This window comes from Plantibacter sp. Mn2098, assembly GCF_049319745.1.
Taxonomy (GTDB): domain Bacteria; phylum Actinomycetota; class Actinomycetes; order Actinomycetales; family Microbacteriaceae; genus Plantibacter.
The window spans coordinates 144,947-170,239 of the sequence record NZ_JBMOUH010000004.1 but is presented as its reverse complement, the minus strand read 5'-3'; the positions used below and the strand labels follow the sequence as shown (position 1 = coordinate 170,239).

At 69.3% G+C, this 25,293-nt stretch carries 23 protein-coding genes; 8 read left to right on the top strand and 15 right to left on the bottom strand.

Annotation, left to right across the window (positions count from 1 at the left end; all coding sequences use genetic code 11):
- Positions 1–122: 122 nt before the first annotated feature.
- Genes ACL9RL_RS08125 through pdhA form a run of 3 tightly spaced genes read right to left on the bottom strand, consistent with a single transcriptional unit; the run spans position 123 to position 3,564 of the window.
- On the bottom strand, positions 123–1,424 hold the full coding sequence (locus ACL9RL_RS08125; protein WP_422779722.1) for a dihydrolipoamide acetyltransferase family protein: 1,302 nt from the start codon (positions 1,422–1,424) through the stop codon (positions 123–125).
- On the bottom strand, positions 1,421–2,452 hold the full coding sequence (locus tag ACL9RL_RS08120; RefSeq protein WP_422779721.1) for an alpha-ketoacid dehydrogenase subunit beta: 1,032 nt from the start codon (positions 2,450–2,452) through the stop codon (positions 1,421–1,423). The genes ACL9RL_RS08125 and ACL9RL_RS08120 overlap by 4 nt, the downstream gene beginning before the upstream one ends.
- Entirely contained in the window at positions 2,449–3,564 is a 1,116-nt protein-coding gene (gene pdhA / locus ACL9RL_RS08115) for a pyruvate dehydrogenase (acetyl-transferring) E1 component subunit alpha (RefSeq protein ID WP_422779720.1), read from the bottom strand. The genes ACL9RL_RS08120 and pdhA overlap by 4 nt, the downstream gene beginning before the upstream one ends.
- A 127-nt stretch (positions 3,565–3,691) precedes the next feature.
- Here pdhA and ACL9RL_RS08110 point away from each other — a divergent pair, with 127 nt between their 5' ends.
- Positions 3,692–4,270: a TetR/AcrR family transcriptional regulator C-terminal domain-containing protein gene (locus ACL9RL_RS08110; protein ID WP_422779719.1), complete on the top strand. Its 579-nt coding sequence runs from the start codon at positions 3,692–3,694 to the stop codon at positions 4,268–4,270.
- A gap of 16 nt (positions 4,271–4,286) precedes the next feature.
- Here ACL9RL_RS08110 and ACL9RL_RS08105 read toward each other — a convergent pair whose 3' ends face one another.
- The 5 genes from ACL9RL_RS08105 to ACL9RL_RS08085 form a co-directional block, all read right to left on the bottom strand.
- The gene (locus ACL9RL_RS08105; protein ID WP_422779718.1) at positions 4,287–5,210 is read right to left on the bottom strand and encodes an NAD(P)H-binding protein; all 924 of its coding nucleotides are present in this window, start codon (positions 5,208–5,210) and stop codon (positions 4,287–4,289) included.
- 61 nt (positions 5,211–5,271) lie between these two features.
- Positions 5,272–5,838, bottom strand: a complete 567-nt coding sequence (locus ACL9RL_RS08100) for an HAAS signaling domain-containing protein (protein WP_422779717.1) — start codon at positions 5,836–5,838, stop codon at positions 5,272–5,274.
- Entirely contained in the window at positions 5,825–6,220 is a 396-nt protein-coding gene (locus ACL9RL_RS08095) for a PadR family transcriptional regulator (RefSeq protein WP_422779716.1), read from the bottom strand. The genes ACL9RL_RS08100 and ACL9RL_RS08095 overlap by 14 nt, the downstream gene beginning before the upstream one ends.
- A 77-nt stretch (positions 6,221–6,297) precedes the next feature.
- Complete coding sequence (locus ACL9RL_RS08090; RefSeq protein ID WP_422779715.1) at positions 6,298–7,800, bottom strand: MATE family efflux transporter; 1,503 nt, start codon at positions 7,798–7,800, stop codon at positions 6,298–6,300.
- A 113-nt stretch (positions 7,801–7,913) separates the two neighbouring features.
- Positions 7,914–8,360, bottom strand: a complete 447-nt coding sequence (locus ACL9RL_RS08085; RefSeq protein ID WP_422779714.1) for a MarR family winged helix-turn-helix transcriptional regulator — start codon at positions 8,358–8,360, stop codon at positions 7,914–7,916.
- Between the two features lie 221 nt (positions 8,361–8,581).
- Between ACL9RL_RS08085 and ACL9RL_RS08080 the strand changes: the two genes are divergently transcribed.
- The 3 genes from ACL9RL_RS08080 to ACL9RL_RS08070 all read left to right on the top strand — a co-directional run bounded on the left by ACL9RL_RS08080 (position 8,582) and on the right by ACL9RL_RS08070 (position 11,046).
- Positions 8,582–8,962 carry a PadR family transcriptional regulator gene (locus ACL9RL_RS08080; protein ID WP_422779713.1) on the top strand — a complete coding sequence of 127 codons (381 nt, stop codon included), beginning with the start codon at positions 8,582–8,584 and terminating at the stop codon, positions 8,960–8,962.
- A gap of 83 nt (positions 8,963–9,045) precedes the next feature.
- Positions 9,046–10,389, top strand: a complete 1,344-nt coding sequence (locus ACL9RL_RS08075; protein ID WP_422779712.1) for a hypothetical protein — start codon at positions 9,046–9,048, stop codon at positions 10,387–10,389.
- Positions 10,390–10,455: 66 nt separating this feature from the next.
- On the top strand, positions 10,456–11,046 hold the full coding sequence (locus ACL9RL_RS08070; protein WP_422779711.1) for an NUDIX hydrolase: 591 nt from the start codon (positions 10,456–10,458) through the stop codon (positions 11,044–11,046).
- Between the two features lie 224 nt (positions 11,047–11,270).
- On the opposite strand, the gene ACL9RL_RS08065 is transcribed toward ACL9RL_RS08070, so the two are convergent.
- From ACL9RL_RS08065 to ACL9RL_RS08055, 3 genes are read right to left on the bottom strand one after another with little or no spacing between them, the layout of a single operon-like run.
- Positions 11,271–12,161, bottom strand: coding sequence for an ABC transporter ATP-binding protein (locus ACL9RL_RS08065; protein ID WP_422779710.1), 891 nt, complete (start codon positions 12,159–12,161; stop codon positions 11,271–11,273).
- Complete coding sequence (locus ACL9RL_RS08060) at positions 12,158–13,192, bottom strand: FecCD family ABC transporter permease (RefSeq protein ID WP_422779709.1); 1,035 nt, start codon at positions 13,190–13,192, stop codon at positions 12,158–12,160. Before ACL9RL_RS08060 ends, ACL9RL_RS08065 begins: the two co-directional genes overlap by 4 nt.
- A complete protein-coding gene (locus ACL9RL_RS08055; RefSeq protein WP_422779708.1) occupies positions 13,189–14,247 on the bottom strand; it encodes an ABC transporter substrate-binding protein in 1,059 nt (352 codons plus the stop codon). The genes ACL9RL_RS08060 and ACL9RL_RS08055 overlap by 4 nt, the downstream gene beginning before the upstream one ends.
- Before the next feature lie 169 nt (positions 14,248–14,416).
- Between ACL9RL_RS08055 and ACL9RL_RS08050 the strand changes: the two genes are divergently transcribed.
- Together ACL9RL_RS08050 and ACL9RL_RS08045 are read left to right on the top strand one after the other, a co-directional pair.
- Entirely contained in the window at positions 14,417–16,513 is a 2,097-nt protein-coding gene (locus ACL9RL_RS08050) for a cytochrome c oxidase assembly protein (RefSeq protein WP_422779707.1), read from the top strand.
- Positions 16,510–18,774 carry a heavy metal translocating P-type ATPase gene (locus tag ACL9RL_RS08045; protein WP_422779706.1) on the top strand — a complete coding sequence of 755 codons (2,265 nt, stop codon included), beginning with the start codon at positions 16,510–16,512 and terminating at the stop codon, positions 18,772–18,774. Before ACL9RL_RS08050 ends, ACL9RL_RS08045 begins: the two co-directional genes overlap by 4 nt.
- A gap of 184 nt (positions 18,775–18,958) precedes the next feature.
- Here ACL9RL_RS08045 and ACL9RL_RS08040 read toward each other — a convergent pair whose 3' ends face one another.
- From ACL9RL_RS08040 to ACL9RL_RS08025, 4 genes are all read right to left on the bottom strand, one after another.
- Positions 18,959–19,795, bottom strand: a complete 837-nt coding sequence (locus ACL9RL_RS08040) for a M56 family metallopeptidase (protein ID WP_422779705.1) — start codon at positions 19,793–19,795, stop codon at positions 18,959–18,961.
- Between the two features lie 6 nt (positions 19,796–19,801).
- Positions 19,802–20,188, bottom strand: coding sequence for a BlaI/MecI/CopY family transcriptional regulator (locus tag ACL9RL_RS08035; protein WP_422779704.1), 387 nt, complete (start codon positions 20,186–20,188; stop codon positions 19,802–19,804).
- Between the two features lie 207 nt (positions 20,189–20,395).
- On the bottom strand, positions 20,396–21,769 hold the full coding sequence (locus ACL9RL_RS08030; RefSeq protein WP_422779703.1) for a 6-phospho-beta-glucosidase: 1,374 nt from the start codon (positions 21,767–21,769) through the stop codon (positions 20,396–20,398).
- Positions 21,766–22,545 (bottom strand): DeoR/GlpR family DNA-binding transcription regulator, encoded by a 780-nt coding sequence (locus ACL9RL_RS08025; RefSeq protein WP_422779702.1) that lies wholly within the window; start codon positions 22,543–22,545, stop codon positions 21,766–21,768. The genes ACL9RL_RS08030 and ACL9RL_RS08025 overlap by 4 nt, the downstream gene beginning before the upstream one ends.
- Before the next feature lie 141 nt (positions 22,546–22,686).
- Between ACL9RL_RS08025 and ACL9RL_RS08020 the strand changes: the two genes are divergently transcribed.
- Complete coding sequence (locus ACL9RL_RS08020; RefSeq protein WP_422779701.1) at positions 22,687–23,739, top strand: carbohydrate kinase family protein; 1,053 nt, start codon at positions 22,687–22,689, stop codon at positions 23,737–23,739.
- 183 nt (positions 23,740–23,922) lie between these two features.
- Complete coding sequence (locus ACL9RL_RS08015; RefSeq protein WP_422779700.1) at positions 23,923–25,095, top strand: ROK family protein; 1,173 nt, start codon at positions 23,923–23,925, stop codon at positions 25,093–25,095.
- Positions 25,096–25,293 lie beyond the last annotated feature (198 nt).

Here is a 25,293-nt window from a genome sequence, read left to right as displayed (position 1 = left end):
CGCCCCGTACAAGGACGTTGTTGCGCACGACGTCCTTGTGCGGGGCGGATCTCCTTCTGCGGCGCGGGGGCGGGCGGGCGCGTGAGCGACCGACGCTGCACGAAGGCTCGGCGCAGAACGACTCAGGCGATGACGTCCAGCGGTCGGGAGAGCACATCCGCAAGCGTGGCGAGGAAGCCGGCGGCGAGCGCGCCGTCGATGATGCGGTGATCAGCGGAGAGCGTCAGCCGCATCCGATGCCGCACCACGACCGCTCCATCCATGACGACCGGCTCCTGCACCGTCGCGCCGACCGCCAGGATCGCGCCCTCTGGCGGATTGATGACCGCCGTGAACTGCTCGATCCCGAACATGCCGAGATTGCTGATCGTGAACGTCCCGTCGGCGAGGTCCGCCATGCCCAGTCGTCGCTCGCGAGCAGCCGCGACCAGACGCTTCGTCTCCGAACCGATGCGCGAAACCGTCACCTGATCCGCATCCCGGATGACCGGCACGATGAGCCCGGACGGCGCGGCGACGGCCACACCGATGTTCACACGACCGTGCAGCATCGTCCGCCCGCCGCCCTCCGGCGAGTAGGAGGCATTGACCCCCGGATGCTCACGCAGCGCGATCGCGACGGCGCGCACGAGCAGATCGTTGACACTGATACGACGTTCCGCCGGCCGGCCGTCGTTGAGCCGCGCGCGCAGGGCGACGAGCTCCTCGACGTCGGCCACCGCCGTGACGAAGAAGTGCGGTGTGCTCGACATGCTCTCGGTGAGCCGTTTCGCGATGATGCGACGACTCGAGTCGAACGGCTCTGGCGTGGAGTCGCGACCGTCGACGGGGTGGGATGGTGCGGGCGCGACGTGGGCAGTGCTCCCGACCTCGGTGACGTGCTCGCCAGTTGAAACCGGCGTCGGCTCAGCCTCAGCCTGCTGTTCCGAAACCGACCGAACCGAAACCGACCGGCCCGAGACCGCCGGCTGAGAACGCATCTCCACCGCATCGAGCACGTCGGCCCGGACGATGCGCCCGCCCGGGCCCGACCCGCGGACGAGGGCGAGGTCGATCCCCTGCTCCCGAGCCGTCTTCCGCGCGAGCGGGGACGAGAAGCGACGCTCGACCACGGCAGGCGCGGCGTCGGCCGGCGTGCTGGCGGCAGGCGCGGCAGACGCGACCTGCGCTGCACCCACCTCCGCACCACTCCCGTCATCCAGCACCGCGATGACCGTCCCGATCGCCGCGAGCTCGCCCTCCGCGACGAGCACCCGGCTGAGCACACCGGCCTCGTACGCTTCGTGCTCCATCGTGGCCTTGTCGGTCTCGATCTCGACGAGCAGATCACCGACCTCGACGCGATCGCCCGGCCGCTTGTGCCAGACGGCGATCGCACCCTCCTCCATCGTGTCGGAGAGCCGTGGCATGTGGATGTTGATCATTCTGGGCGTCCTTCCGCGGAGTCGAGGGGTGCATCGGTGCGGCGCGCGACCTGCGCGAGCGTCTCGCGGATCGCGGTGATCGCATCGGCCGCTGACGGCAGCGCTGCGGTTTCGAGCGACTTCGCGTACGGCATCGGCACCTCGGCCATCGCCACGCGCCGCACGGGGGCGTCGAGCCAGTCGAACGCTCCGTCCGAGATCGTCGCCGCGACCTCCGCACCGATCCCGTAGGTCAGCCAGTCGTCTTCGAGGACGACCGCGCAGTGCGTCTTGCGGACGGAGTCGATGATCGTGTCCCGGTCGAGCGGGCGCAGGCTGCGGAGGTCGACGACCTCCACGTCGATCCCGTCCGTCTCGGCGAGCGATGCCGCGACCTCCAGGGCCACCATCGCCGTCCGAGAGTACGCGATGAGTGTGATGTCGGCGCCGGCCCTCGTGACCGCCGCCCGCCCGATCTCGGCCGGGGAGTCATCGTCCGGGACCTCCCCCTTGGTGTTGTAGAGGGCGAGGTTCTCGAGGAAGAGGACCGGGTCGTCGTCGCGGATCGCGGCAAGCAGGAGGGCCTTCGCATCGGCCGGGCTGCTGGGCGCGACGACCTTCAGCCCGGGCACGAACGCGTAGTACAGCTCGATGTTCTGCGAGTGCGTCGCCCCGAGCTGCTGCCCGCCGCCGCCCGGCGTCCGGATGACCATGGGGACCTTCGCCTGACCGCCGAACATGCCGTAGATCTTGGCCGCGTGATTGACGATCTGGTCGAGCGCGATGAGCGAGAAGTTGATCGTCATCAGCTCGACCACCGGGCGCAGGCCGAGCATCGCGGCACCGATCGCCGCACCGGTGAAACCCTCTTCCGCGATGGGCGTATCCCGCACGCGCTTCTCGCCGAACTCCGCGAGCAGGCCGGCGGTGATCTTGTAGGAGCCTTCGAAGACCCCGATCTCCTCGCCGATCAGGAAGACGTCGACATCGCGTCGCATCTCCGCGCGCAGGGTCTCGTTGAGTGCCTGGCGGTACGTCATGATCGTCATGCTGCTGCTCCGTTCCGGATGGAGGCGGGCGATGTCGCACCGCCGGGTCCTGCGGTGAACAGCGGCTCCCCCGGCAACCGGCGCGAGTCATTCGCAACGGGTGTCGCGTAGGTGTAGTCGAAGAGGGTGTCGACCGATGGCGGCGGGCTGGCCTCCGCGAAGGCGACCGCGTCGCCGACCACCCGCATCGCATCGGCATCGATCTCGGCGATCGCGGCGTCGCTCAGGAGCCCCTGCTCGCCGAGCCGCACGGCGAACGCGGCGATCGGATCAGCGGCTTTGAGCGCCTCGGCCTCCTCGCGTGTGCGATACGAGGCCGGGTCGACCACCGAGTGGCCGCGCATCCGGTCGCTCATCGCCTCCAGGAGGAACGGCTTCCCGCCGCGGGCGCTCGCGAGGGCGGCGAGTGCAGCCTCCCGGACGGCGACCGGGTCGCTCCCGTCGACGCGGGCGGACGCCATCCGATACGACGCAGCACGCTTGTAGAGCTCCGGCTCACCGGAGGAGCGTTCGACGGTCGTGCCCATGCCGAGCCCGTTGTTGACGACGACGTAGACGACCGGCAGGTTCCAGAGCGAGGCGATGTTGAGGGACTCGTGGAACGCGCCGATGTTGGTGGTGCCGTCGCCCATCAGACACACGACGGCCTCCGTGCCACCGCGGTAGTCGATCGCGAGGCCGGCGCCCGTCGCCAGCGGGATCTGCCCACCGACGATCCCGTACCCGCCGAGGAGTCCGGCATCGAGATCGAACAGGTGCATCGAGCCGCCCCAGCCCTTCGAGACGCCGTCGCTCCGGCCGTAGAGCTCGGCCATGATGCGGCCTGGGGCGATGTCGCGGGCCAGTGCGTAACCGTGCTCGCGGTAGTTCGTGAAGAGGTAGTCGGTGCGCTCGAGGGCGGACATGAGGCCGACGACCGTCGCCTCCTCGCCGAGGTTGAGGTGGCAGTAGCCGCCGATCTGCGCCTGCGTGTATGCGCGGGCCGCGCGCTCCTCGAAGCGGCGGATGAGGACCATCCGACGGTAGAAGTCGAGGAGGTCCGGGTCGGGCTGCGCCTGCGCCGTCGTTCGGGTGGTCGGGGATTTTGGGGCCGCTGGGGTCCTGGGGGTCATGGCACGCCTCCTCGCCGCGCTCTCGTGGAGCGATCGGCGCTCGTCTGCGCGGTCATCATCGCGCATTAAATGATACGAATGAGTTTCATTATAGGATGGTGTCAGGCGAATGAACCCCGGAGGCCCCGTGAGCGATGCACCACCCGACGCCCCCAGACGCGGTCGCCCGAAGGACAGCGAACGCGGTGCCAAGCGCGCCCGGATCCTCGACGCGGCGGTGACACGGTTCATCGATGCGGGCTTCGGCCGGACCTCGATCGACGACATCGCCGCGGACGCCCGCGTCACCAAGCGCACGATCTACACGTCGTTCGGCGACAAGGCGGAGCTGTTCACCTCGGCCATCGAGCGCTTCCGACTCGAGACGCTCGCGGCGGCGGAACCCGACGAGACGCTCGGCCAACTCGCCGCGCGCATCGTGTATTCGCTGCATTCGGACGAGGCCGTCGGGCTGCATCGGCTGATGATCGCGGAGTCCCCGCAGTTCCCTGAGCTCGCGGCGGCGTTCTTCGCGAGCGGCCCGCAGGGGTACATCGATCTCGTGAGCGCGCGCATCGAGGACCCGGAGCGGGCGGAGGCCCTCGTCGCCCTGCTGCTCGGGGAGCGCCATCGCCAACGCCTGTTGGGCCTGACGGCCGCGCCGACGCGCGCCGAGGCGACCGCGCACGCTCAGCGCGCGCTACGCCTGTTGGGCATCGCGGGCTGAGTCGCGGGACGGCGGGTCAGCGGGCGCGCAGGTCCTGCAGACCGAAACGGCCCTCGTCGGGCAGGGCCGCGCGGATCTGCTCGTCCGTGAAGCGGATGGTCGGCACGATGTCAGCCGGCACGGAGGTGGTCGGCCCCCACGCCTCCGAAACGCCCTCGGCGAGCATCCGCACCTGCGCCTTCGCGATGAGCGGCACCCGCATCGTCCACTCCGTCACCTGGCCGAGCGCATACATCGCCCACACGGGAGCCGGCACGATGAGCACCCGACGACCGACGATGCGCGCCACACGATGGACGGCATCGCTCAAGAGCATCTCCTCCGCACCGACGACGGCGACGGTTTCGCGCGGCATCCGGCCGTCGACCGCGGCCTCGACGATGTCGGTGAGATCCGAGATCGGGATGGGGCGGATGGGCTTCTCCCGGAAACCCACGGAAGCGAAGAGCGGCAGGGTGCGGACCGTGCGGCTCAGGTGGTCGACGAGGTGGTCGCCCCGGCCGTAGATCATGCCGGCCTTGAGGATCGTGTAGTCGAGCCCCGAGGCGCGGATGAGTTCCTCGGCCGCCCATTTCGACTCGTGGTACGGCGACCCGCAGTCCGGCCGAGCGCGCAGGAAGCTGAGCATCACGATCTTGCGGACGCCGGCGCGTCTGGCGGCTTCGATGACGGCTGCAGTGCCGTCGACGTGCACGTGCTGGTAGGTCTGGGCGCCGATCTCCCGGTTGATGCCGGCGCAGTGCGCAACGACATCGCAGCCGGCGAAGGCCGCCGTGAGCGCGTCGACGTCATCGACGTCGACGCCCGTCCGCCGCGAGATGAGCACCGACCGGTCCCGCCCGAGCCGCTCGGCGAGGTGCCGCCCGACGAACCCCGTCCCACCCGTGATCGCGACCTTCACGGCCCGCCCGCCAGCATCGCGACGTTTCTGATCCCCCATGCGGCACAGTCTAGGTCCGGCCCCTGCCGCAGCGACGACACCAACTCCGCACGGCCAGGCGTCAGCGGCCCGCCCAGTGACGGCGGAGGTAGTCGGCCACGAACGCATTGCCGATGAGTGGCAACAGCACGAACCCGCCGAGCCCGATGTACCAGGCGCCCGTCCCGCGGAACACGATGAGCACGATGCCGGCGAGGACGATCGACCCGATTGATGCGATGATCGCGTTCCGCCGCACGGGCGACGTCCAGCTCGTGCCGATGGCGACCATCACGATGCCGGCGACCCAGCCGAGCACCGGCACGACATACCAACCAGCAGTCAGGAGGAGTCCGGTGATGGTCAGATACGCCTTTGATGGCACCGGCTGCACCGGGATCGCGGAATCGGGTGAGACCGATTCAGGCGCCACGGCTGCCGTAGCAGCAGCCGCATCCGCCGCGATCGCCCGTGGATCGCCGAGTTCCGCGACCCGGGCGGCCGCGGCGGCATCATCCAACCCGTCGAGCTCGTCCGTGATATCCGCGACGATCTCGGAACGCACGGCCGGCGAAGCATCGGCCAGCGCATCGTTCAACTCGGTCAGGTAGCGCTTGGCTGCGGCACTCTGCGCGTTACTGCTGCTCATCGGTCAGTCCTGTCGTTCGGAGTTTCGTCGGGGTCGCATCGGAAGCGTCGCTCGGATCCACGGTCTCGATGATCGTGTCCACGGCGACCGAGAACGGCTGCCACTGCGCTCGGAACTGGCCGAGCTGCGCGTGCCCCTCCGGGGTGATCGAGTAGTACTTGCGCGGGCGTCCGGAGTCCGAATCGTCGGCGTGAGCGACGATCAGACGCTGCTCGCGCAAGCGACCGAGCAACGGGTAGAGCGTGCCGATACTGCCGATCAGGCCGAGCGAGACGAGACGTTCGGAGATCTTCCACCCGTAGGCCGGGCCAGCCTGGAGCAGCCCGAGGACGCAGTATTCGACCACGCCCTTCCGGAGCTGTGCCCCAACATCGCTTGTCATGCATTACACGATATGTTGCATCGCACGATAATGCAATGCATGGTGTCGGATGGGAGGCGATGCGCGCATTGCCTCCCTCAGGCCGCATCCTCCAGCACCGCCTCGGCACGCTCGGCGCTGCCATCGGCCAGCCCACGATCGATCGCCCGCCGCGACGCCAGCCACAGCCCAACACCGACGACGAACACGATCCCCTCGCTCACCGTGAGCGACCAGATGATGCCGGCCAGCCCGAACCACAGGTTCCCGAGGAGCACGATCGGGATGAACAACACGCCCTGCGACATCGACATCACGATCGCCGGGACGGATCGCCCGGCCGCTTGGAAGAGCGACGTGATGAGCCCGGTGAATCCGTTCACGATCATCGCGACGAGCTGTGCGGTGAGGATCGTCACACCAATGCCGAGCACCGAGGGATCCGACGAGAACGCGGAGAACACCTGCTCGCGGAAGATGAACACGACCACCGAGGACACGATGACGATCGCACCGACCGTCGATGCGGAGACCCGCAGCGCCGACATCAGACGGGCCCGGTCCCCCTTGCCGTAGGCGTAGGCGAGGAGTGGCAGGATGCCGAGCGTGACGCCCATCACAAGGAACTCCGGCACCTGGGCGATGCGCACGGCGACGCCCATCGCCGCGAGGGCGCTGTCGCCGTACGCGACGGCGAGGTTGTTGAGCACGAGCGAGGTGACGATGAGGAAGGCGGACTGGAGCAGTTCACCCACGCCGATGCCGAAGACGGGCTTGAGGACGGCGGGCGACAGCGTGAACCACCGCGGCGCGAGGCTGATGTGCTCGCTGTTCCGCTGCAGCCAGACCATGAAGTAGATGACGACGCCGAGGTTCGAGAGCCCCATCGCGAGCGCCGCACCGCCGACGCCCCAGTGCAGGACGAGGATGAAGACGACGTCGAACACGATGTTCGCGATGGTCGACGCAATGAGGCCGATCATCACCTGTCGGGCGGCGCCCTCGGATCGGACGATCTGTTCGAGACAGAACGCCGCAGCGAGGACGGGGACGAACGCGAGCATCACGCCGACGTACGCGCTCGTCGCGGGGGCTGCGGCAGCATCGGCGCCGAGGAGCGAGACGAGCGGATTCAGGAAGATCAGGCCGATGACACCCAGCACGGCGCCCGTGATGACGGCGCCCCACACGGAGAACGATGAGACCTGCTTGATCTGGCCGGCCTGCTGCGGATCCTGCTCTGCCGCGCCGAGCAGACGCGAGATGAGCGCTCCGCCACCGACGCCGAACACGCCGCCGACGCCCATCACCAGGCCGAGGAGCGGCGTGCCGAAGGTGATCGCCGCGAGCAGTGCGCTGTCGTGTTGGGAGCCGATGAAGCCGGCGTTGATGACGTTGTAGAGGGCGCTGACGATCATCGCCGACGCCATCGGCACACACAGGTGGACGAGGGCGCGGAGGATCGGTGCGGTGGAGAGGTACCAGCGGTTGGTGCCGACGGCTGCGGAGGTCGCGGCCGGGGTAGGCACTGCGGCGGAGGTCGCGGCCGCGGCGGGCGGATCGGCGGCCGGGTCGGTTTCGTTGAGGTTCATGGTGCTCATGACTGCTCCTTTCCGGGCAGGCTCGAGCGCGCGCCGACGAACGCCGGCACGGCGGAGGGTGAGTTCTGAGGCGGCGTCGCCGGCCGGTCTTCAGATGCCGGCGGCGATCGCGACTACGAGCGGGTCGGCTGCGGGAGGACCGCGGTGACCTTCTTGAGGATGGCGAGCAGCGTCTCGCGCTCGTCTTGGTCCAAGGGGGCGAGGATCGTTTCGTCGGCGGCGGCCATCGCGCTGTCGAACCCGGCGATGAGCTCGGCGCCGGCCGGAGTGGCGAAAACGCGTTTGCTGCGTTCGTTGCCCGGTTCCGTGCGACGCTCGACGAGGCCTCGGCGTTCGAGCCCCTGCAGGAGGCTCGACACGCTCGCGGCGCTCGTGCGACTGATCTGCGCGATGTCGCGCTGGATCGAACCGGGGTTCTGCACGAGGTAGCCGAGCACGAAGCCCTGCTCGTGACTGAGTTCGCGTTCGCGGATCCAGTCCTCGCCGGCCTTCCGCTGCGCCCACCCGATCCATCGGACCAGTTCGAGGCTGCTCGTGAAGGTGATTCCCTGTTCGTCCATGCTCAGAACTCTAACTGTTAAATCTCTAACTGTCAACCTTCAAACCAACCGCTTCTGCCCGCGAACTGTCAGTTGTGGCTGGTTTCAGCCTCCGAAAACGACCACTGCTGTCAGCTCGCGAGCTGACAGCAGTGGCTGGATACAGCCCGTCAGAGCAGCCACGACTGACAGTTCGCGGGCCAGGCGTGGGGATATTACCAATCTGGGTATATGGTCGGTGCATGACGACGTTGAGTGAGTCAGCTTTCTGGATCCTGACCGCGCTCGCGCGCGAGCCCCGCCACGGATACGCCATCCTGCGCGATGTCCAGGACATCAGCGACAGCACGGCCACACTGCGCGTCACCACGCTGTACGCGGGCCTCGAACGACTCGTGCAGTCCGGACTCATCCAGGTGAGCGGCGAGGAGATCGTCGAGGGAAGAGCCCGCCGATACTACGAACTCACCCCCGGCGGCCGCGCCGCACTCATCGCCGAGACGGAGCGGCTCCAAGCACGAGTCACGGCGGCTCGCACCCGATTGGCAGCCCGCACCACGAGCGGCCGCGAACCGGCTGGAGGCGGCATCACGCCCGCGCTCCCCCGCGTGGCAGCGTGGTGAACGAGCGCATCCGACGCCACCGACGACTCCTCCGGTGGTATCCACGGGCCTGGCGCACAGAGCACGAAGAGGTCGTACTGGGCATGCTTGAGGACGTAGCCGATGAAGCAGCCTCGGCCGGAATCCCCGGTGCGTCTCGAATCTCGATGCGAGATGCCTGGTCGATCCGCCTGCACGGCGCCGGAGAACGGCTCTCCCTCACCGTCGCATCGCGGCTTGCTCTGACCGCTCTCGTCGCATCGACTCTCGCCTCAGCGCTGTGGTTCGTAGCGCTCACCAGGACACCCTGGGGAGATTCGGCGAGCCTGATCGTCTCGATCGTGACCATCGCGGTCGCACCAGCGCTCCTGTCGCCAGCCGTTGCCGCCGTGCTGCGTCACACCGGCACCCTCAGCGCGCCGGCCGCGGTCGGCGTCGCGCTGTTCGCACCGGTCGCCTGGGTGCTCGGGATGCTGGCGATGCTGGCATGGACGACGGGTTTCACCGAGGCGGATGCCGGACTCCCACGATCGCCGTTCGGCGAGCTGTTCATTCCACTCGCGCTCACGTCGTGGCTGGTGGCGACCGGTGTCTCAGCTCCGATTTTCGCTGGCCTGCTGTCGTCCATTCGAAACCGACGGACGCGACAGGCGGGGGCCATCGTGCTCGCGGCCACCTGCGTCATCCCCGCGGGACTCAGCGTCGCCGCTCCCGCAACCGGCCTCGTGAGCGCGATCATCGTGTCCATCATCATCCTGGTGGCCGTGCCACGCCTGACTCGAGGACGGAGCGGTACCGCGGCCACGAGCTCCGGCTCTGGAGCAGCGACATCGGTGTACGCCTCCACGACTCGGGTGCGGACGCCGATGCGGATCCTGCAGCGTCGAACCATCATCGGACTCGCCGGCGTCAGCGCCGTCATCGGTCTCGGCTGCGTCGCGTTCGCGCTCAGCGGGAGTCACTGGCGACTGGAGTCGCTCGGGATGCTCGCTGCGGTCGACGGGACGCAGGCGATGAATGCCGGACTGGCGGTCGGTGCCATCGCGGCCGTCCCGTTCGTCCTCGGCGCGGGCATCGCGATGGCGAGTCTGCACGGACGGTGGGTGTGGTTCATCGCAGGCTCGATCATCGTGTGTCTCGGGTTCGGCGCGGCTGCGCAAGCGCTCGGCGCCGGGCACGACGCGCAATGGCCGCTCGTCGTCGCCGGCAGCGTCTGGGTCGGGGTGGCCTGTGCCGTGCTGATCGGTCGTGTGCTCCAGGTCGGGGCGATCGGGGCGGTCGGCCGAGCAGCCATCTCGATCGGTTGTGGCATCGCCGCCTCCGCGGCATTCGGGGCGGTGACGGTGATGCTCCTGCCGTTCGTCGCACCATGCGGCGCCGTGTGGCTGATCATCTGGTCGCTTCGCGCTCCGCGCCTGGAACACCCATCCGTCCAGCTCGCGAGCTGACAGCAGTGGCTGGATACGGGCCGTCAGAGCAGCCACGACTGACAGCTCGCGGGCTAGGGTTGGCGGATGACGATGAGGGAGAACAGGTTGGCGACGAAGCCCGGAACCGATGAACCGGGCTGGCTGACAACAGGCGAACGAGTCGTCTACCAGGGGCGGATGACCGTCGTCGAACGCAACGTGGAACTGCCGGACGGCAGCCGGACGCGCTTCGAAGTCGACACGAGCGCGCCCTTCGCGGTCGCGGTGCTCATCGTCCTCCCGGGCGACGAGATCGTGCTCACGCGCCAGTATCGCTATCCGATCGACCAGTGGATCTACGATCTGCCGGCCGGCGGCGGCAACCTCGGCGAGTCACCGATCGATGCCGCGATCCGCGAGTGCGAGGAGGAGACGGGCCTCGTCGCCGGATCGATCGAACCGCTGCTCACGTTCTCACCGAATCCGGGTCGTTCGTCCTGGCTCGTGCACCTCTTCATCGCGACCGCCGTCGACGAGGGCACCGCTGATCTGAGCGACCCGGCCGAACAGGTCCGCGTCGTCCGCATGCCGCTCGCGGAACTCGACGCGCTCATCCGCGCCGGCGGCATCGTCGATCCGACCCTGCTCATCGCACGCACGATGGCGACGGCCCGCGGCCACCTGCCCAGCCTCTAGCCAGCCCGCGAACTGGCAGTTGTGGCGGCTTCGACGACCGTCATTCCAGCCACTAGTGACAGCTCGCGAGCTGGCGGTTGTGGTGGCTTTCAGCGCGCGAGAACAGCCACGAGTGACAGTTCGCGAGCTGGCGGGAGAAGGCGGACGGGAGAGTGATGCCTGGGAGAAGGTGAACCGCGCCAGGGAAGGTGGAATTGGGCGGGACGAACCTTCTGCGGGGCGGTTTACCTTCTGTCGGGCGGCACAGGGAGCGTCAGCGACAGACCGGGAGCGCCGGACGAGGACGTCGTCCGCTCCAACTGCACATGGAACACCCGACGGACGAGCGACTCCGTGAGCACCTCGGCCGGCGGCCCCACGACCTGGACCCGGCCGTCCTGCAGCACGATGAGATCGTCGCAATACCGCGCGGCGAGGTCGAGATCGTGCAACGCGATCACGTTCGTGACCCCCGACCGCCCCCGCACCAACTGCAGGATCTCCAGCTGATGCTCGATGTCGAGATGGTTCGTCGGCTCATCGAGGATCAGACACTCCGCACGCTGCGCCAACGCCCGCGCGAGATGCGCCCGCTGCTGCTCGCCACCGGACACCGCCGACCACGGCATCCGCCGCAACCCGGTGAGCCCCGTCCAGTCCAACGCCTCCTCGATGGCCTCACGGTCGGCCGCTGCGCCTCCTCGACCGCGCTCACGACCATCCGCACCAGCCAGGCCACCCGCACCGACCAGACCACCCGCACCAGAACGACGGCGCAGACCGCCAAACCCACCCAGCGCAGCGCCAAGCCCACCCACCCCTCGATGCGGCAGCCGCCCCAACCCGACGACGTCCTCGATGCTCAACTCCGTCGCCGCCCCGGCCGCCTGATCCAGGAACGCGACCCGCAGCGCACGCCGCCTGGCCGACATCCGCCGCACATCGTCACCGTCGTACCGGACGACACCCCGCCCCGGCCGCCGCAGCCCCGCCAGCACTCGCAGCAGCGATGATTTCCCCGACCCGTTCGGTCCGACCACCCCGACCGTCCGCCCGTGCCCGATGGCGACGCTCACGTCGTGCAGGACGTCCTCGCCCGCCGGCCCCCAGCACACACCGGCCGCATCGATCCTCACAGCTGCCCCCTCCGCTTCATGATGATGACGAACAACGGCACCCCCACGATCGCGGTGAACACGCCCACCGGGATCTCCTGCGGCGAGAACGCGACCCGGGCGATGGCATCGGTCCAGATGAGGAACACGGCGCCGGCGATGGCGGACATCGGGATGAGCCAGCGGTGCCTGGGGCCGGACAGGAACCGGACCGCGTGCGGCACGATGAGTCCGACGAATCCGATCGCGCCGACCGTCGAGACGACGGTCCCGACGATGACCGCCGAGAGCACGAGCACGGTCGTCTGCAACCGCCGCACGTGCACCCCGAGCGATGCGGCGGTGTCGTCCCCGAACGACAGCGCATCGAGCGACGGCGACAGCATCCACGCGATGACGAGGCACGGGACGCACACGAGCAGGCCGGGCAGCGCGGACGCCCACCTCGTCGCCGAGAGGTCGCCGAGGAGCCAGTGGGTGATCCCGTACACGGCGTTGGCATCGCCGGACGCGGTGATCACGAACGATCCCACAGCGCTGAAGAACTGCCCGACGACGACCCCGACGAGCACCCCGCGCGTGCTGTCGAATCCCCGCCGACCGAGCAGCACGAGCACGATCGCGAACGACAGCCCTGCGCCCACGATGGCGCCACCAGCGACCGAGAGCACCCCGCCGCCGATCCCCAGCAGGTACACCGCGATGGCGCCGGCCGACGCCCCGGACGAGGTCCCGAGCAGGTACGGGTCGGCGAGCGGATTCCGCGTGACGGCCTGCAGCATGCACCCGCACACGGCGAGCGCGGCGCCGACGACCGCCGCTTCGACGACCCGCGGCGCCCTGAGCTGCCACACGATCGCGTCCTGCAGGTCCGGCAGGGTCTGCGCGCCGAGGCCGAGGTGGTGGAACAGTGTCGTCGAGACGTCCACGAAGGACATGTCCGCCGTCCCGATGTAGGACCCGGCGACCATCGAGGCGACCAGCACGAGGGAGCCGATCGAGAGCACAACGGCCCGGCGGCGGAGCGGGGGCTGCAACCCCCACCGGATCACGACACGTACCCGAGCGCCCGCAGCCCGGCGAGGAAGTCGGTCAGCGAATCGACCGTGCGCGACGACGGGTCGAGGGGCACCCCGGAGACGGTGATGAGGTGGTGGTTCTTGACCGCCGTGAGGTCCTTGGTGGCCGGGTCGCTTTCGAGCATCTTGAGCTTGTCGGCGGCCGAGTCGCCCGGTTTGCCCCGCTCGGACAGGTCGGCGAGCACGATGATGTCCGGGTCGGCTTTCGCGATCGCCTCCCAGGAGACCTCCGGCCAGTTCTCGTGCACGTTCGCGAACACGTTGCGAGTGCCCGTGAGTTCGTCGATGTTCGTCGGGATGCCGGTGCCGCCGGCCACATACGGGGTGCCGTTGTAGGTGGAGTAGAACCAGAGCACCGTGGGGTCGCCGTGGACCTTCGCACCGGTCTGCTTGGCTTCGTCCACGATCTTCTGCTGGGTCCGGATGAGGGCTTCTGCACGGTCGGGGACGCCGAAGACATCCGCGATGTCGCGGTACTGCTGGAACAGCTGGTCGAAGGTGGCCGATTTCGGTTTCACGGCGGAGTTCTGGCAGTCGGTGTTGGAGAGGTAGGCGGGGACGCCGAGCGACTCGAGCTCCTCGCGGGTGCCGAGTTGATCACCGGTGAACTGGGAGCCGTAGGTCGAGTAGACGAAGTCGGGGTTCTCCTTGAGGAGCGCTTCCTGCGAGTCGACGACGGAGGCGGAGAGCACCGGCACGGAGGCGTAGGCGGCCGCGAGATTCTTCGGGATCTCGCCGATGAGGTTCGAGGTGCCGGCCATCTGATGCTCGAGGCCCAGGGAGAGCATGATCTCGGTCGCGCCCTGCTGGATGGTGACGGCTCGCTTCGGCGGTGCGGTGAAGCGGAGGTCGATGCCGCAGCTCGTGACGGTGACGGGTCGGTAGGCGCCGGCGGAGGCGGACGAACCGCTTCCGGCCGGTGAGCCGCTGGCAGCGGCGCCCGATCCGCCGACGCATCCGGCGAGCGCGAGGGCGGACAGGGCTGCGACGGCGGTGACCGCCGCTGCGGAAACGATGCGACGACGCATGGGACTCCTCGGGTTGGATGGCCGACGCTGGTGCTCGTCGGCGGTGGGCTCGGCCTGACGAACGATCACTCTACAAGATGTAGAACGCTGCGCAAGTGCCGTGAGGAACTTCTCTCTACATGTTGTAGAGTCGACCGGAGCGGGGGCCTCGATCGGAAAGGACGTCGGCGTGCAGTTCGACTCGTCATCCCCCGCGACGACCGATGCGGCGGCCGGGAACGCAGTCCCGGCGACGGGCCCAGCGCCGACAGCAGCGCCGGCAACAGCAACAGCCCGGGCAGCCCACAAGCCGACCCTCCTCCCCCTCGCCATCGCGGCCATCCCGCTCGCCGTCGTCATCACGACCGTCGTCATCCTCGGCCCGTCCGGCTACACGGTCCTCGACCGCAGCTTCCCCGGCTTGCCGACCTCGCTCCTCAGCGCCGTCCTCCGCACCACGGCAGAACTCGCGAGCACGGTCTGCATCGGCGCCCTCGTGTACACGGCATTCATCCGCCCGAAGCAGGGCGAGCAGCGGTTCACAGCCTCGTGGACGGACCTGTCGATCGTCCGGTGGAGCTCACTCGTCTGGGCAGGAGCCGCGCTCCTGCTCATCGCGGTGGACGCGGCCGATGCCGGCGGCCAGCCGATCACCCGGCTCGCGACCCCCGGCGCGCTCCTCTACCTCGTGCAGGGCTCCTATCTGCCCGGCGCGTGGATCTTCGCGACGGTCATCGCGTTCGCGATCTTCTGCTCGGCGACGCTCGTGCGCACCTGGCAGACCACGGTGCTGCTCGCGGCCCTCTCGCTCCTCGCGATCCTCGCGCCGGTGGTCGTGACGCAGGTCCTCGTCGGCCCCAACCACGACTGGGGCAGCGACGCCGCGATCTTCGGCACCCCGGCGGCGGCGGTGTGGATCGGGACGACGCTGGTGATCGGCGTCCGCTGGGCCCGCAGCGGCACCACCCCGTCCCTCCTCACGCGGACCAGGTACGTGCGGTTGAGCATCGTGTGCGCCGCGGTCGTCGCCGTCACGCAGGTGATCATCGCCGCCTTCGAGCTGGCGACGCCGGCCGGACTCGCAACGCCGACGGCTGCGCTCTTCGGCGTGAAATTCCTCCTCCTGGCCGTCCTCGGCGCCCTCGCGCTGCGGATCCGCCGCACGAAGCAGCCGATGGCCGCAGCCGGCCGCGCACCGATCATCACGGCCGCGATCCTCCTGTCCACCTCCCTCGGCATCACGGTCGCGATGACCCGCATCGCACCGCCCGTCTACTTCGTGCCGACCTCGGTGTCGCAGCTCTTCCTCGGCTACGACATCACCCCGGCGCCGACGCTCGACCGGTTGTTCTTCGACTGGCGTCCGAGCATCCTCTTCATCGCCCTCGCCGTGGTGGGCGTCCTGCTCTACCTGTGGGGCGTCGTCCGCTTGCGGCGGCGCGGCGACCCGTGGCCGCTCGGCCGCACCGTCGCGTGGGTGCTCGGCTGGGTCGTCATCGTCCTCACCACCTCCTCCGGCCTCGGCCGCTATTCGAGCGTCTCGTTCAGCCTCCACATGCTGCTCCACATGTCGCTCAACATGCTCGGACCGCTCCTGCTCGTCCTCGGCGGCGCCGCGACCCTCGCCCTCCGCGCCACAACACCCCGCAGACGCGACCAGCCGACGGGCCCGCACGAGTGGATCACGGCTCTGCTCAACTGGAAGTTCACCCACGCCGTCTCCAACCCGTTGTGGGTGTTCGTCGCATTCGTCGGCAGCTACTACCTCCTCTACCTCACACCGATCTTCGGCGAGGCGTTGCGATACCACTGGGCGCACCAGGTGATGAACCTGCACTTCATCGGCATCGGGTACCTCTTCTACGGCCTCGTCATCGGCGTCGACAAACCGCCCCGCCCGCTCCCGCACATCGGCAAACTCGGGCTCGTTCTGGCGGCGATGCCGTTCCACGCGTTCTTCGGCGTCATCATCATGTCCGACAAGACGATCATCGCCGAGCTGTTCTACCGCTACATCGGCGCCCCCTGGATGACGGACCTCGCGCAGACGCAGTACGTCGGCGGCGGCATCGCCTGGGCCGCAGGGGAGCTGCCGCTCATCGTCGTCGTCATCGCACTCGTGACGCAGTGGGCCAGGCAGGACGCGAAGCAGGCCAAACGCGTCGACCGACATCTGGACAGTGGCATCGACGACAGTTTCGACGCTTACAACGCGATGCTCGAACAGCTCTCCAAACGGGAGACGAACCTCCAGACGGACACCAGGACCGAAAGCGAACCGGCATGACGAGCACGCTGCAGATCCCCACGGACGTCCTCGAACTGAACGTCGGCGGCATGACGTGCTCCGCCTGCGCCAACACGGTGGAACGGAAGCTCAACAAGCTGGACGGCGTCACGGCATCGGTCAATTTCGCGACCGAACGGGCCACCGTCATCGGCATCGACCCCGGGAATCCGCAGGCGGCGATCGATGCGGTCACACGCGCCGGATACACGGCCAGCGTCCGCGCCACGGATGACGACGCCTGGTCAGCACGCGCGACCGAGGTCAAGATCTCGTCGCTGCGACGCCGACTCGCCGTCTCGGCGCTGTTGACGATCCCACTCTGCGACCTCACGATCCTCCTCGCCCTCGCACCCGGGTTCCGGTTCCCCGGTTGGCAGCTCGTGTGCGTCCTGCTCGCCCTCCCGATCGTCTTCTGGGCGGCTTGGCCGTTCCACCGGGCGACCGTGCGGAACCTCCGCCACGGCTCGGTGAGCATGGACACGCTCGTGTCGCTCGGCAGCCTCGTGTCCTTCGGGTGGGCCGTGTACACGCTCGTCTTCGCGCCGAGCACCACGCCGGGGTACTGGCTCGGATTCGGGGTGACGCCCGCCGGTGCCGACTCGATCTACCTGGACGTCGCCGCGGGGATGATCACCTTCCAGCTCGGCGGGCGCTACTTCGAGACCCGGTCGAGACGGCGGGCGGGCGACGTCCTCAACGCGATCGGGAACCTCGCGGCACGGGAGGCGCGCATCCGCACGGCCGACGGCGTCGAGACGGTCATTCCGGCCGGCCGGCTGCGCGTCGGGGACACCGTCGTGGTGCTGCCCGGCGAGCGGATCCCGGCCGACGGCATCGTGACCGCGGGCCACTCCACCCTCGACACGAGCGCGATGACCGGTGAACCCGTGCCCCAGGAGGCAGGCCCCGGCGATCGGGTCGTCGGCGGCACCGTCAACGTCACCGGACGCCTCGAATTCACTGCGGAGAGCGTCGGAACCCGCACGAGGCTCGCACAGATGGCCGCACTCACCGAGGACGCACAACGTCGGAAGGCGGGAGTGCAGACGTTCGCGGACCGGGTGGTGTCCGTGTTCGTGCCGGCCGTCATCGTGCTGGCGATCGTCGTCACGACCGTGTGGCTGCTCCTCGGCAGCGACGCGAGCGTCGCCGTCGGCAACGGGATCGCGGTCCTCATCATCGCGTGCCCGTGCGCACTCGGCTTGGCGACGCCGACGGCGCTGATGGTCGGGGTCGGGCGCGGCGGGCAGCTCGGCATCCTGATCAAGGGGCAGGACGCCCTGGAGGCCTCCGGCGTCATCGACACGGTTGTGCTGGACAAGACCGGGACCGTGACGACCGGGCGGATGCGGGTGGCGACGACGATCCCGCTCGGGGCGGCGACACGTGCGGAGGCGCTGCGGATCGCGGGGGCGTTGGAGACCGGGTCGGAGCACGCGATCGCGGCGGCCGTCGTCGAGGAGGCGCTCACCGAGCATCGCGACCTCCCTGCGGTGGTCGACTACGAGGCGTTGGCCGGGCTCGGCGGGCGTGGGGTCGTGGAGGGGGCGGAGTGCGTGATCGGCAACCTGCGTCTGCTCCATGAGGCCGGTGTGGTCGTCGACGACGGCCTGGCGTCGATCGTCGGCGACGTCGAAGCAGGGGGTGCGACCGCCGTGACCCTCGTCGCCGACGGCGTCGTCCTCGCGGTCTTCGGGCTGACGGACACGATCAAGCCCTCGGCGGAAGCCGCCGTCGCACGCCTCCGCGGACTCGGGTTGCGCACCATCCTGCTCACGGGGGACAACGAGGTCGTCGCCGGGGTCGTCGGTGCGACGATCGGCGTCGACCAGGTCATCGCCGGCGTCCTCCCGGCGGACAAGGCGGACACGATCCGTGCCCTCCAGGCGGACGGACGACGCGTCGCGATGGTGGGCGACGGCATCAACGACTCCGCCGCCCTCGCGACCGCCAACCTTGGGCTCGCGATGATGCGGGGCACCGACATCGCGATGAAGGCCGCCGACATCATCCTCGTCCGCGAGGACCTGCGGGTCGTCGCGGACGCCGTCCAGCTCTCCCGCAAGACCCTCCGCACGATCCGCGGGAACCTCGTGTGGGCGTTCGGGTACAACATCGCGGCCATCCCCCTCGCGGCGCTCGGCTTCCTGAACCCGCTCATCGCGGCGGCGGCGATGGCACTGTCGTCCGTCCTCGTCGTGTCGAACAGCCTGCGCCTGCGCGGCTACGAGCCGGACCGCCCCGACCTAGCGCCCTGACCGCCGCCGCCCTCCGCGCGCCCCCGCACCGCAGAAGGAGAACCGCGCCACAGAAGGCCTCTGCGCCACAATCCGTCCTTCTCTCGCGCGGTTCTCCTTCTCCCACGCGCCGGTCCCTGAGCTTGTCGAAGGGCCCGAACCCCCGGTCCCTGAGCCTGTCGAAGGGCCGCGACCGGCCACCGCGTCAGGAGAAGACTGGCGCCTGCTCCACCGGGACCCGCCGCGTCGAGACGCTGCCGCGCGGCGGGCGTTGCGCGATGCGGCGGGCCCGCAACAGCACCGACTCGTCACCCTGCATGGTGCCGACCCGCAGCAGCGCGTTGGCGACCGCGGCCGCCCCCACGACGCGCGCCGCGGCATCGTCCGCGATGAGCTCGACGAGGAACTTCGTGGTCCGCTCGAACTCGCGCGCGGCCGGCACGGCCGGCAGACAGGCCCGGTTCACCTGCGCCAGCTGGCTGATGAAACCGTGGTGCTGCACGAGGTGCGCCCGCTCGTGCTCGATGACGGCACGCAGCTGGGCCGGCGTCAGCTCGCGTTCGAGGCGGGTCGTGACCACCACCCGCGCATCGTCGCCGCGGACGCTGAACGCGACCGGGACGTCGGATTCGAGGACGACCACGCGCACCCCGCGCACGTCGTGGCATCGGTTGGTCGCCGTCAGGTGGGTGAGCTGCAGGCGCAGGGCACGATCGGCCTCGGCCAGCGGCTCCGTGCGGGACACCACGAGCGCGACGATCGCGCCGAACCCCGCCAGACCGACCCACGCCGCGATCACTACGACCGTCGGCTCCAACCAGCCGGTGCAGCCAGCACTGCCCAGAAGACACGCGAACGCCGTGGTCCACAGCAGGCTCGCGACCGCGCACAGGACGCCGATCGCGAACGCGGCGTGCCAGAGCGCGAGCGCCAGGCGGGGATACGTGACCCGCCAGGCGCCGCGGGCGAGGAGGAACGGCGCCCCCACGATGAGCAGTGCCGCCGCGCCGAGCAGCGACGCGATCACCACGAGCGGGGGCATCGGCGGCTACTCGGCGTCTGCCGCGGACGCGTCGGGGCCGAGCGCCTTGCGCAGCGCTTCGACGTCCTGATCGCCGAGCTGCCCGGCGAACCGGAGGAGCGCAGCACTGCGATCCGAACTGGACAGGAGCGCGGTGACCATCGAATCGGCGGCGTAGGAGGACTCCGACTCAGCGGCGGAGAACACGAAGCCGGCACCGGCGGCCGGCTCCTTGATGACGTTGCCCTTCTTCACCAGACGGTCGAGGACGGTCAGGAGAGTGGTCAACGCCGGCGTGGCCTCCGGGTCGTCGAAGGTGCCCTGGAGGTCACGTGCGGAAAGCGGTGTGCTGCTCGACCAGAGGGCCTTGAGCACGAGCGACTCGAGCTCGCCCCGGGGACGTCGTTCCGCCATCGTGTGTCCGCCCTTCCGCGTCGATCGTGTTCTGTTCGCCGTGTCTGCTCCGCCTGGCCGACTCCCCGATTCTACAAGTAGTGGCGCGTGTGCGGGCCATGCCCGGCAGCAGGAGAACCGCACGGCAGAAGGACCCTGCGCGAGATATCGTCCTTCTCTCGTGCGGATCTCCTGCTGCCGCGCAGATCACGGATCCGCGCTACCCGCCTACCGCGTGAGCACCGCCGCCACCTCGGGGATGCGCGCGATGTACCCGCTCAGCAGCTCACGGGCAACGTTCACCGAGTCGACGAGCGGATGCAGCGCGAACGCCTGGAGCGCCTCATCGCGTGAACCCGTCGTGGCGGCGGCGATCGCGTGCCGCTCGACGGCCTTCACCTGCAACATCAGCCCCAGCTGGCGCAGGTCCGGCTGCGCGGTCGACAGCGGGTGCACGCCGTTGGCGTCGACGGTCGTCGGCACTTCCACCACGGCATCGTCCGGGAGCCCCGCGATCGTGCCGTTGTTTCGGACGTTGAGGATCATCGTCGTGCGCTCGTTGCGGCTGATGGCGGCCATCACCGCGACTGCCTCCCCCGCGTATCCGCCCTGCGCCGACTCGTCCTCCGCCGCCGATTCGTACCACTCGTCGGACTCTGTTCCCGGCTCGTCGCCGCGCGCCTCGGCCATGTAGCTCGCACTGCGGCTGTCGACCGTTGACCGCCAGAGCGATGCGATGTCTGCGCCGGGGTCCACAGCCTGGGCCCGCTCGTAGAACTCGGTCTGCGACGTCTGCAGGTAGTCGCCCCTCGTTGCCCCGGAGGAGACGATGCTGCGCACCGCGTCACGTGTGAAGTCGTAGTAGTAGAGGTACTCGTTGGGGATGGCGCCCAGCGTGCGGATCCAGTCGAGCCCGAACAGCTGGCCCTCCTCCAGTGCGCCGAGTCTCGCATCGTCCGCGAGCAGTTCCGGGAGGACGTCGCGTCCGTTGTACAGCACCCGTCGCATCCAGCCGAGGTGGTTGAGGCCGATGTAGTCGAGCTGCACCCTGGCCGGATCGAGGCCGAGCGATGACGCGACGCGACGCCCGAGACCCGACGGCGTGTCGCAGATGCCGAGCACGCGGTCGCCGAGGGCTCCCTGCATCGCCTCGGTGATGATGCCGGCCGGGTTGGTGAAGTTCAGCACGTACGCGTCCGGCGCGAGATCCTTGACCACCTGGGCGATCTGGAGCATCACCGGAATGGTGCGGATGGCGTACGCGAGGCCGCCAGGGCCGGTGGTCTCCTGGCCGAGCACACCGGCGTCGAGGGCGACGTGCTCGTCGCAGCAGCGGCCTTCCAGCCCGCCGACGCGCAAGGCGGCGAAGACGAAATCGCTGCCGGCAACGGCGTTGTGCAGATCGGTGGTCGGGACGAGCGTCGGCGCATCCGGGTGCCCGGCGCCCATCTCGCGGAGGATCGCGGTCATCGTGGCGAGGCGGGAGGCGTCGACGTCGTAGAGCGCGACCTCGGTGACCCGCGGCGTCGCCCGGTCCGCCAGGAGCGCCTGATAGACGTGCGGGGTGCGGAATCCACCGCCGCCGAGGATGCAGAGCTTCATACGACCACGACCTCTCCGCCGGCCTGCCGACACAGTTCGACGGTGTCCGCCGGGGCGTCCGCCGTGGTGATGAGGACGTCGACGTCGGCGAGTTCGCACAGCCGGAGCGCGCCGTTCCCGGGGAACTTGGCCCCGCTCGCGAGGAGGACGAGCGAGTCGGCCGCTGCGATCATCGACTGCTTGATCGGCGCTTCGACCGCCATGTTGTCCACCACGTGTCCGGTCGGACGGACTCCCGTGCAGCTGAGGAACACGATGTCCGCGCTCACCTGGTGGAGCGCCTGTTCCGCGAGCGAGCCGACGAGGCTGCGGTAGTTGCGCCGGACGACGCCGCCCAGGAGGACGAGCCGCACCGTCTCGTCGTCGCGCAGCTCATCGAAGACGGCGATGCTGCTCGTGATGACCGTGACGTCGCGACCCCGCAGCCGGCGGGCGATGAGCCGGGTCACCGTGCCGATGTCGAGGATCACCACGCTCCCATCCTCGACGAGCGCTGCGGCGGCTGTGGCAATGTTCTGCTTGTTCTCGACGTCGTCGAACTGGGCGAACGGCCCCTCCGGCTCCGCCTCCTGGCCGTCTTCACCGACGGTCGCGCCCGGCTGGAGGACGGCGCCGCCCCAGGTGCGGGTCAGCTCGCCGTTCCGGTCGAGCAGCAGCAGGTCGCGGCGGATGGTGGCCTCGCTCACATCGAGCTCGTCGGCGAGCTCCCTCACGGATGCCGCACCGTTGGCCCGCAGTGCGGTGACGATGCGGTCTCGACGTTCTCTCACGATCATGCGTCGACCTTATCGCAGGTTTTACGCACATTCGAGCAAGTTCGATCATTTTACGCATCCGACATGCTCGATATGATGATCGAGGTGGCGACGCGATGTCGTCACCGGCGAGACTCGCACCACCATCGAGCAGGGAGCCACGTGTCCAGCACCGAGCGCACGGCCGGGATGGCCGACACCGCGCAGGCCGTGAGCGCCGCGAAGCCCGCGCAGGCCACACCCGTCGCGCAGCCCACGCCCGTCGACCTGCTCTTCGCAGGGGACGTCTTCTGCGACCTCATCTTCTCCAACGTCGCGATGCCGGAGCCCGGCGCAGAGGTCTTCGCGGACGCGTTCACGATCACCCCGGGCGGCACCGCGAACCGTGCCGTCGCCGCCGCGCGACTGGGCGCTCGGACCGCGCTGCTCTCCGAACTGGGGTTCGACCCGCTCGGCTCGCACCTGGCATCGATCCTCGCCGCAGAGGCCGACCTCGACCTGCGATGGCTGCGCCGGACGGTCGGATACCAGACGCCCGTGAGCGCCGCATTGACCGGTGAGCACGAGCGCAGCTTCGTCACCTACCAGGAGCCGGGGCTGCCGCTCGTCTGGACCGATGATGCCGTGCGCGTCGGTGCGACCCACGTCAACGCGGCGGCGGAACTGCCCTCCTGGGTGCCCAGGCTGCGGGCAGCGGGCACGACCGTCGTCGGCGGGGTCGGCTGGGATGCGACCGGCGAGTGGTCCGCCGCGACGCTCGCACGGCTGGACGGTCTGGACGTCTTCATCCCGAACGACCTCGAAGCGATGCGCTACACGCGCACCGAGGACGCGGCCGCCGCGGCGCGGGCGCTCGGCGAACACGTCGAGCAGGTCGTGGTGACGCGCGGACGCGACGGTGCGGTGGCGTTTAACGCAGGGACCGGCGAGCTCGTGGAGGTGCCGGCCGTCATCGTCGCGGCCGTCGACCCGACCGGCGCAGGCGACGTGTTCACGGCGTCGTTCATGGCGTCCGAGCGGTTCGGATGGGACCTCCGCACACGGCTGCAGTTCGGATGCTTGTGCGCGTCGTTGTCCGTCCGGCGTCTGGGCGGTGCGGCGAGCGCGCCGCGGGCCGTAGACGTCGCCGCCTACCTCGCGGAGCATCGTCCCGCCGGCGATTGGGCCGCCATCGCCGCCTGGGCAGCGTCCGCTGCAGCCCCCACCTCCGCCTGACGCAAGGAGATCCGCACCACAGAAGGTCCCTGCGCGCAAGAACGTCCTTCCCTCACGCGGTCTTCCTTCTCTCACGCAGCTCCCGCGCAACGCTCACAGAACGCCGAGGCACCCATGCAGCCCGAACGGACGCCGGTACTGGCACTATTGTCCGAGGACGACCGTGGACGCGAGGAGGTGCACATGGCCTTGTCGGGAGGCGGAGCGAACTCCGATGACATGCGCCGGCACAATCTGTCGACGGTCCTGGGCATCCTGCACCACAACCGTCGTCTGTCGCGAACGGAGATTACGCACGCGTCCGGGCTCGCCCGCTCGTCGGTGAAGGGTCTCGTGGCCGAGCTGGAGCGCGTCGGCCTGTGCTTCGAGTCGGAACCGGAGGCGAACTTCAAGTCCGGCCGTCCGTCGCCGACGGTCGAACCGAGGGACGACGTCCTGAGCGTCGGGGTGAGTCGCGATGCACGCGGCTTGACGGTCGGCTTCGCCACCCTGGGCGCGACCATCGTGCATCAACGTTGGGTGCCGCTCGAGCGGGCGACCACATCGATGGCGACGGCCGATGCTGTGGCCGCGATCATCGACGAGTCCCGCGCGGCGCTCCCGGCGGACGCCCTCCTCGTCGGGATCGGTGCGGCCGTCCCCGGCTTCGTGAGCGGATCGGAGCACAACGAAGTCTTCGCCGCATCCATCTCCTGGGACGGGGAGCCGTTCGCCGAACACCTCTCGGCTGCGACCGGTCTGGACGCCTGGGTCCGCTTCGACGCACACCTCGGGGTGACGGCCGAGAGCATCTGGGGCGCCGGGAAGGACCGGCCGAACGTGTACTACCTGTACGGCGGGCCGGGCGGCATCGGTTCGGCGGCGATCGTGAACGGTCGGCTGCTCTCCGGGAACGTCGGGATGGCGTCCTCACTCGCGCACACGATCGTCAAGCCGGGCGGGCGCCTGTGCGTGTGTGGCTCACTCGGATGCTTCCAGGCCGAGGTCCGTCTCCGCGACGTGTTCCCGCAGGCCGACGCCCGAGACGCCTCCCGTCACGGCGTGACTCCTCCGCCCGTGCCTGCAGAGGACCTGCGTCGCGAGATCGCCCTTACGTGTCTCGGCGTCCGGGCCGCGGTGCTCGCGTTCGATCCTGAGCTCATCCTCTTCGACGGATTCCTGTCGACGCTGCTCGAAGCCGGGCGAGCCGATCTCGAAGCGGCGACGACGGTGAGCGCGATGCCGCGGCTCAGTCAGCAGGTGACGCTCGGTGTTCCGGCGCTCGGCAGCGATCGGCTCCTCATCGGGGCGGCCGACCTCGGCTTCCGCGGCCTCCTGGCGGATCCCGTGGGCCTCGTGGCCCGCTTGCGCGACTGACGTGGCGCGACCTCGACCACCCCGGTTCAGGATGAGGCGGATCCGAGATAGTCGCGCGGACAAGCCCCGAAGAGCGGCTCGGGCGACCCGCGGAGCAACTGCACAACCTGCGATCGTTGCCCGACCCATCGCGCGACATCCGGGTCCAGGAGTTGGAACAGCGTGTCCACGTCATCGAGCTGGCGAAGCAGAGCCGTC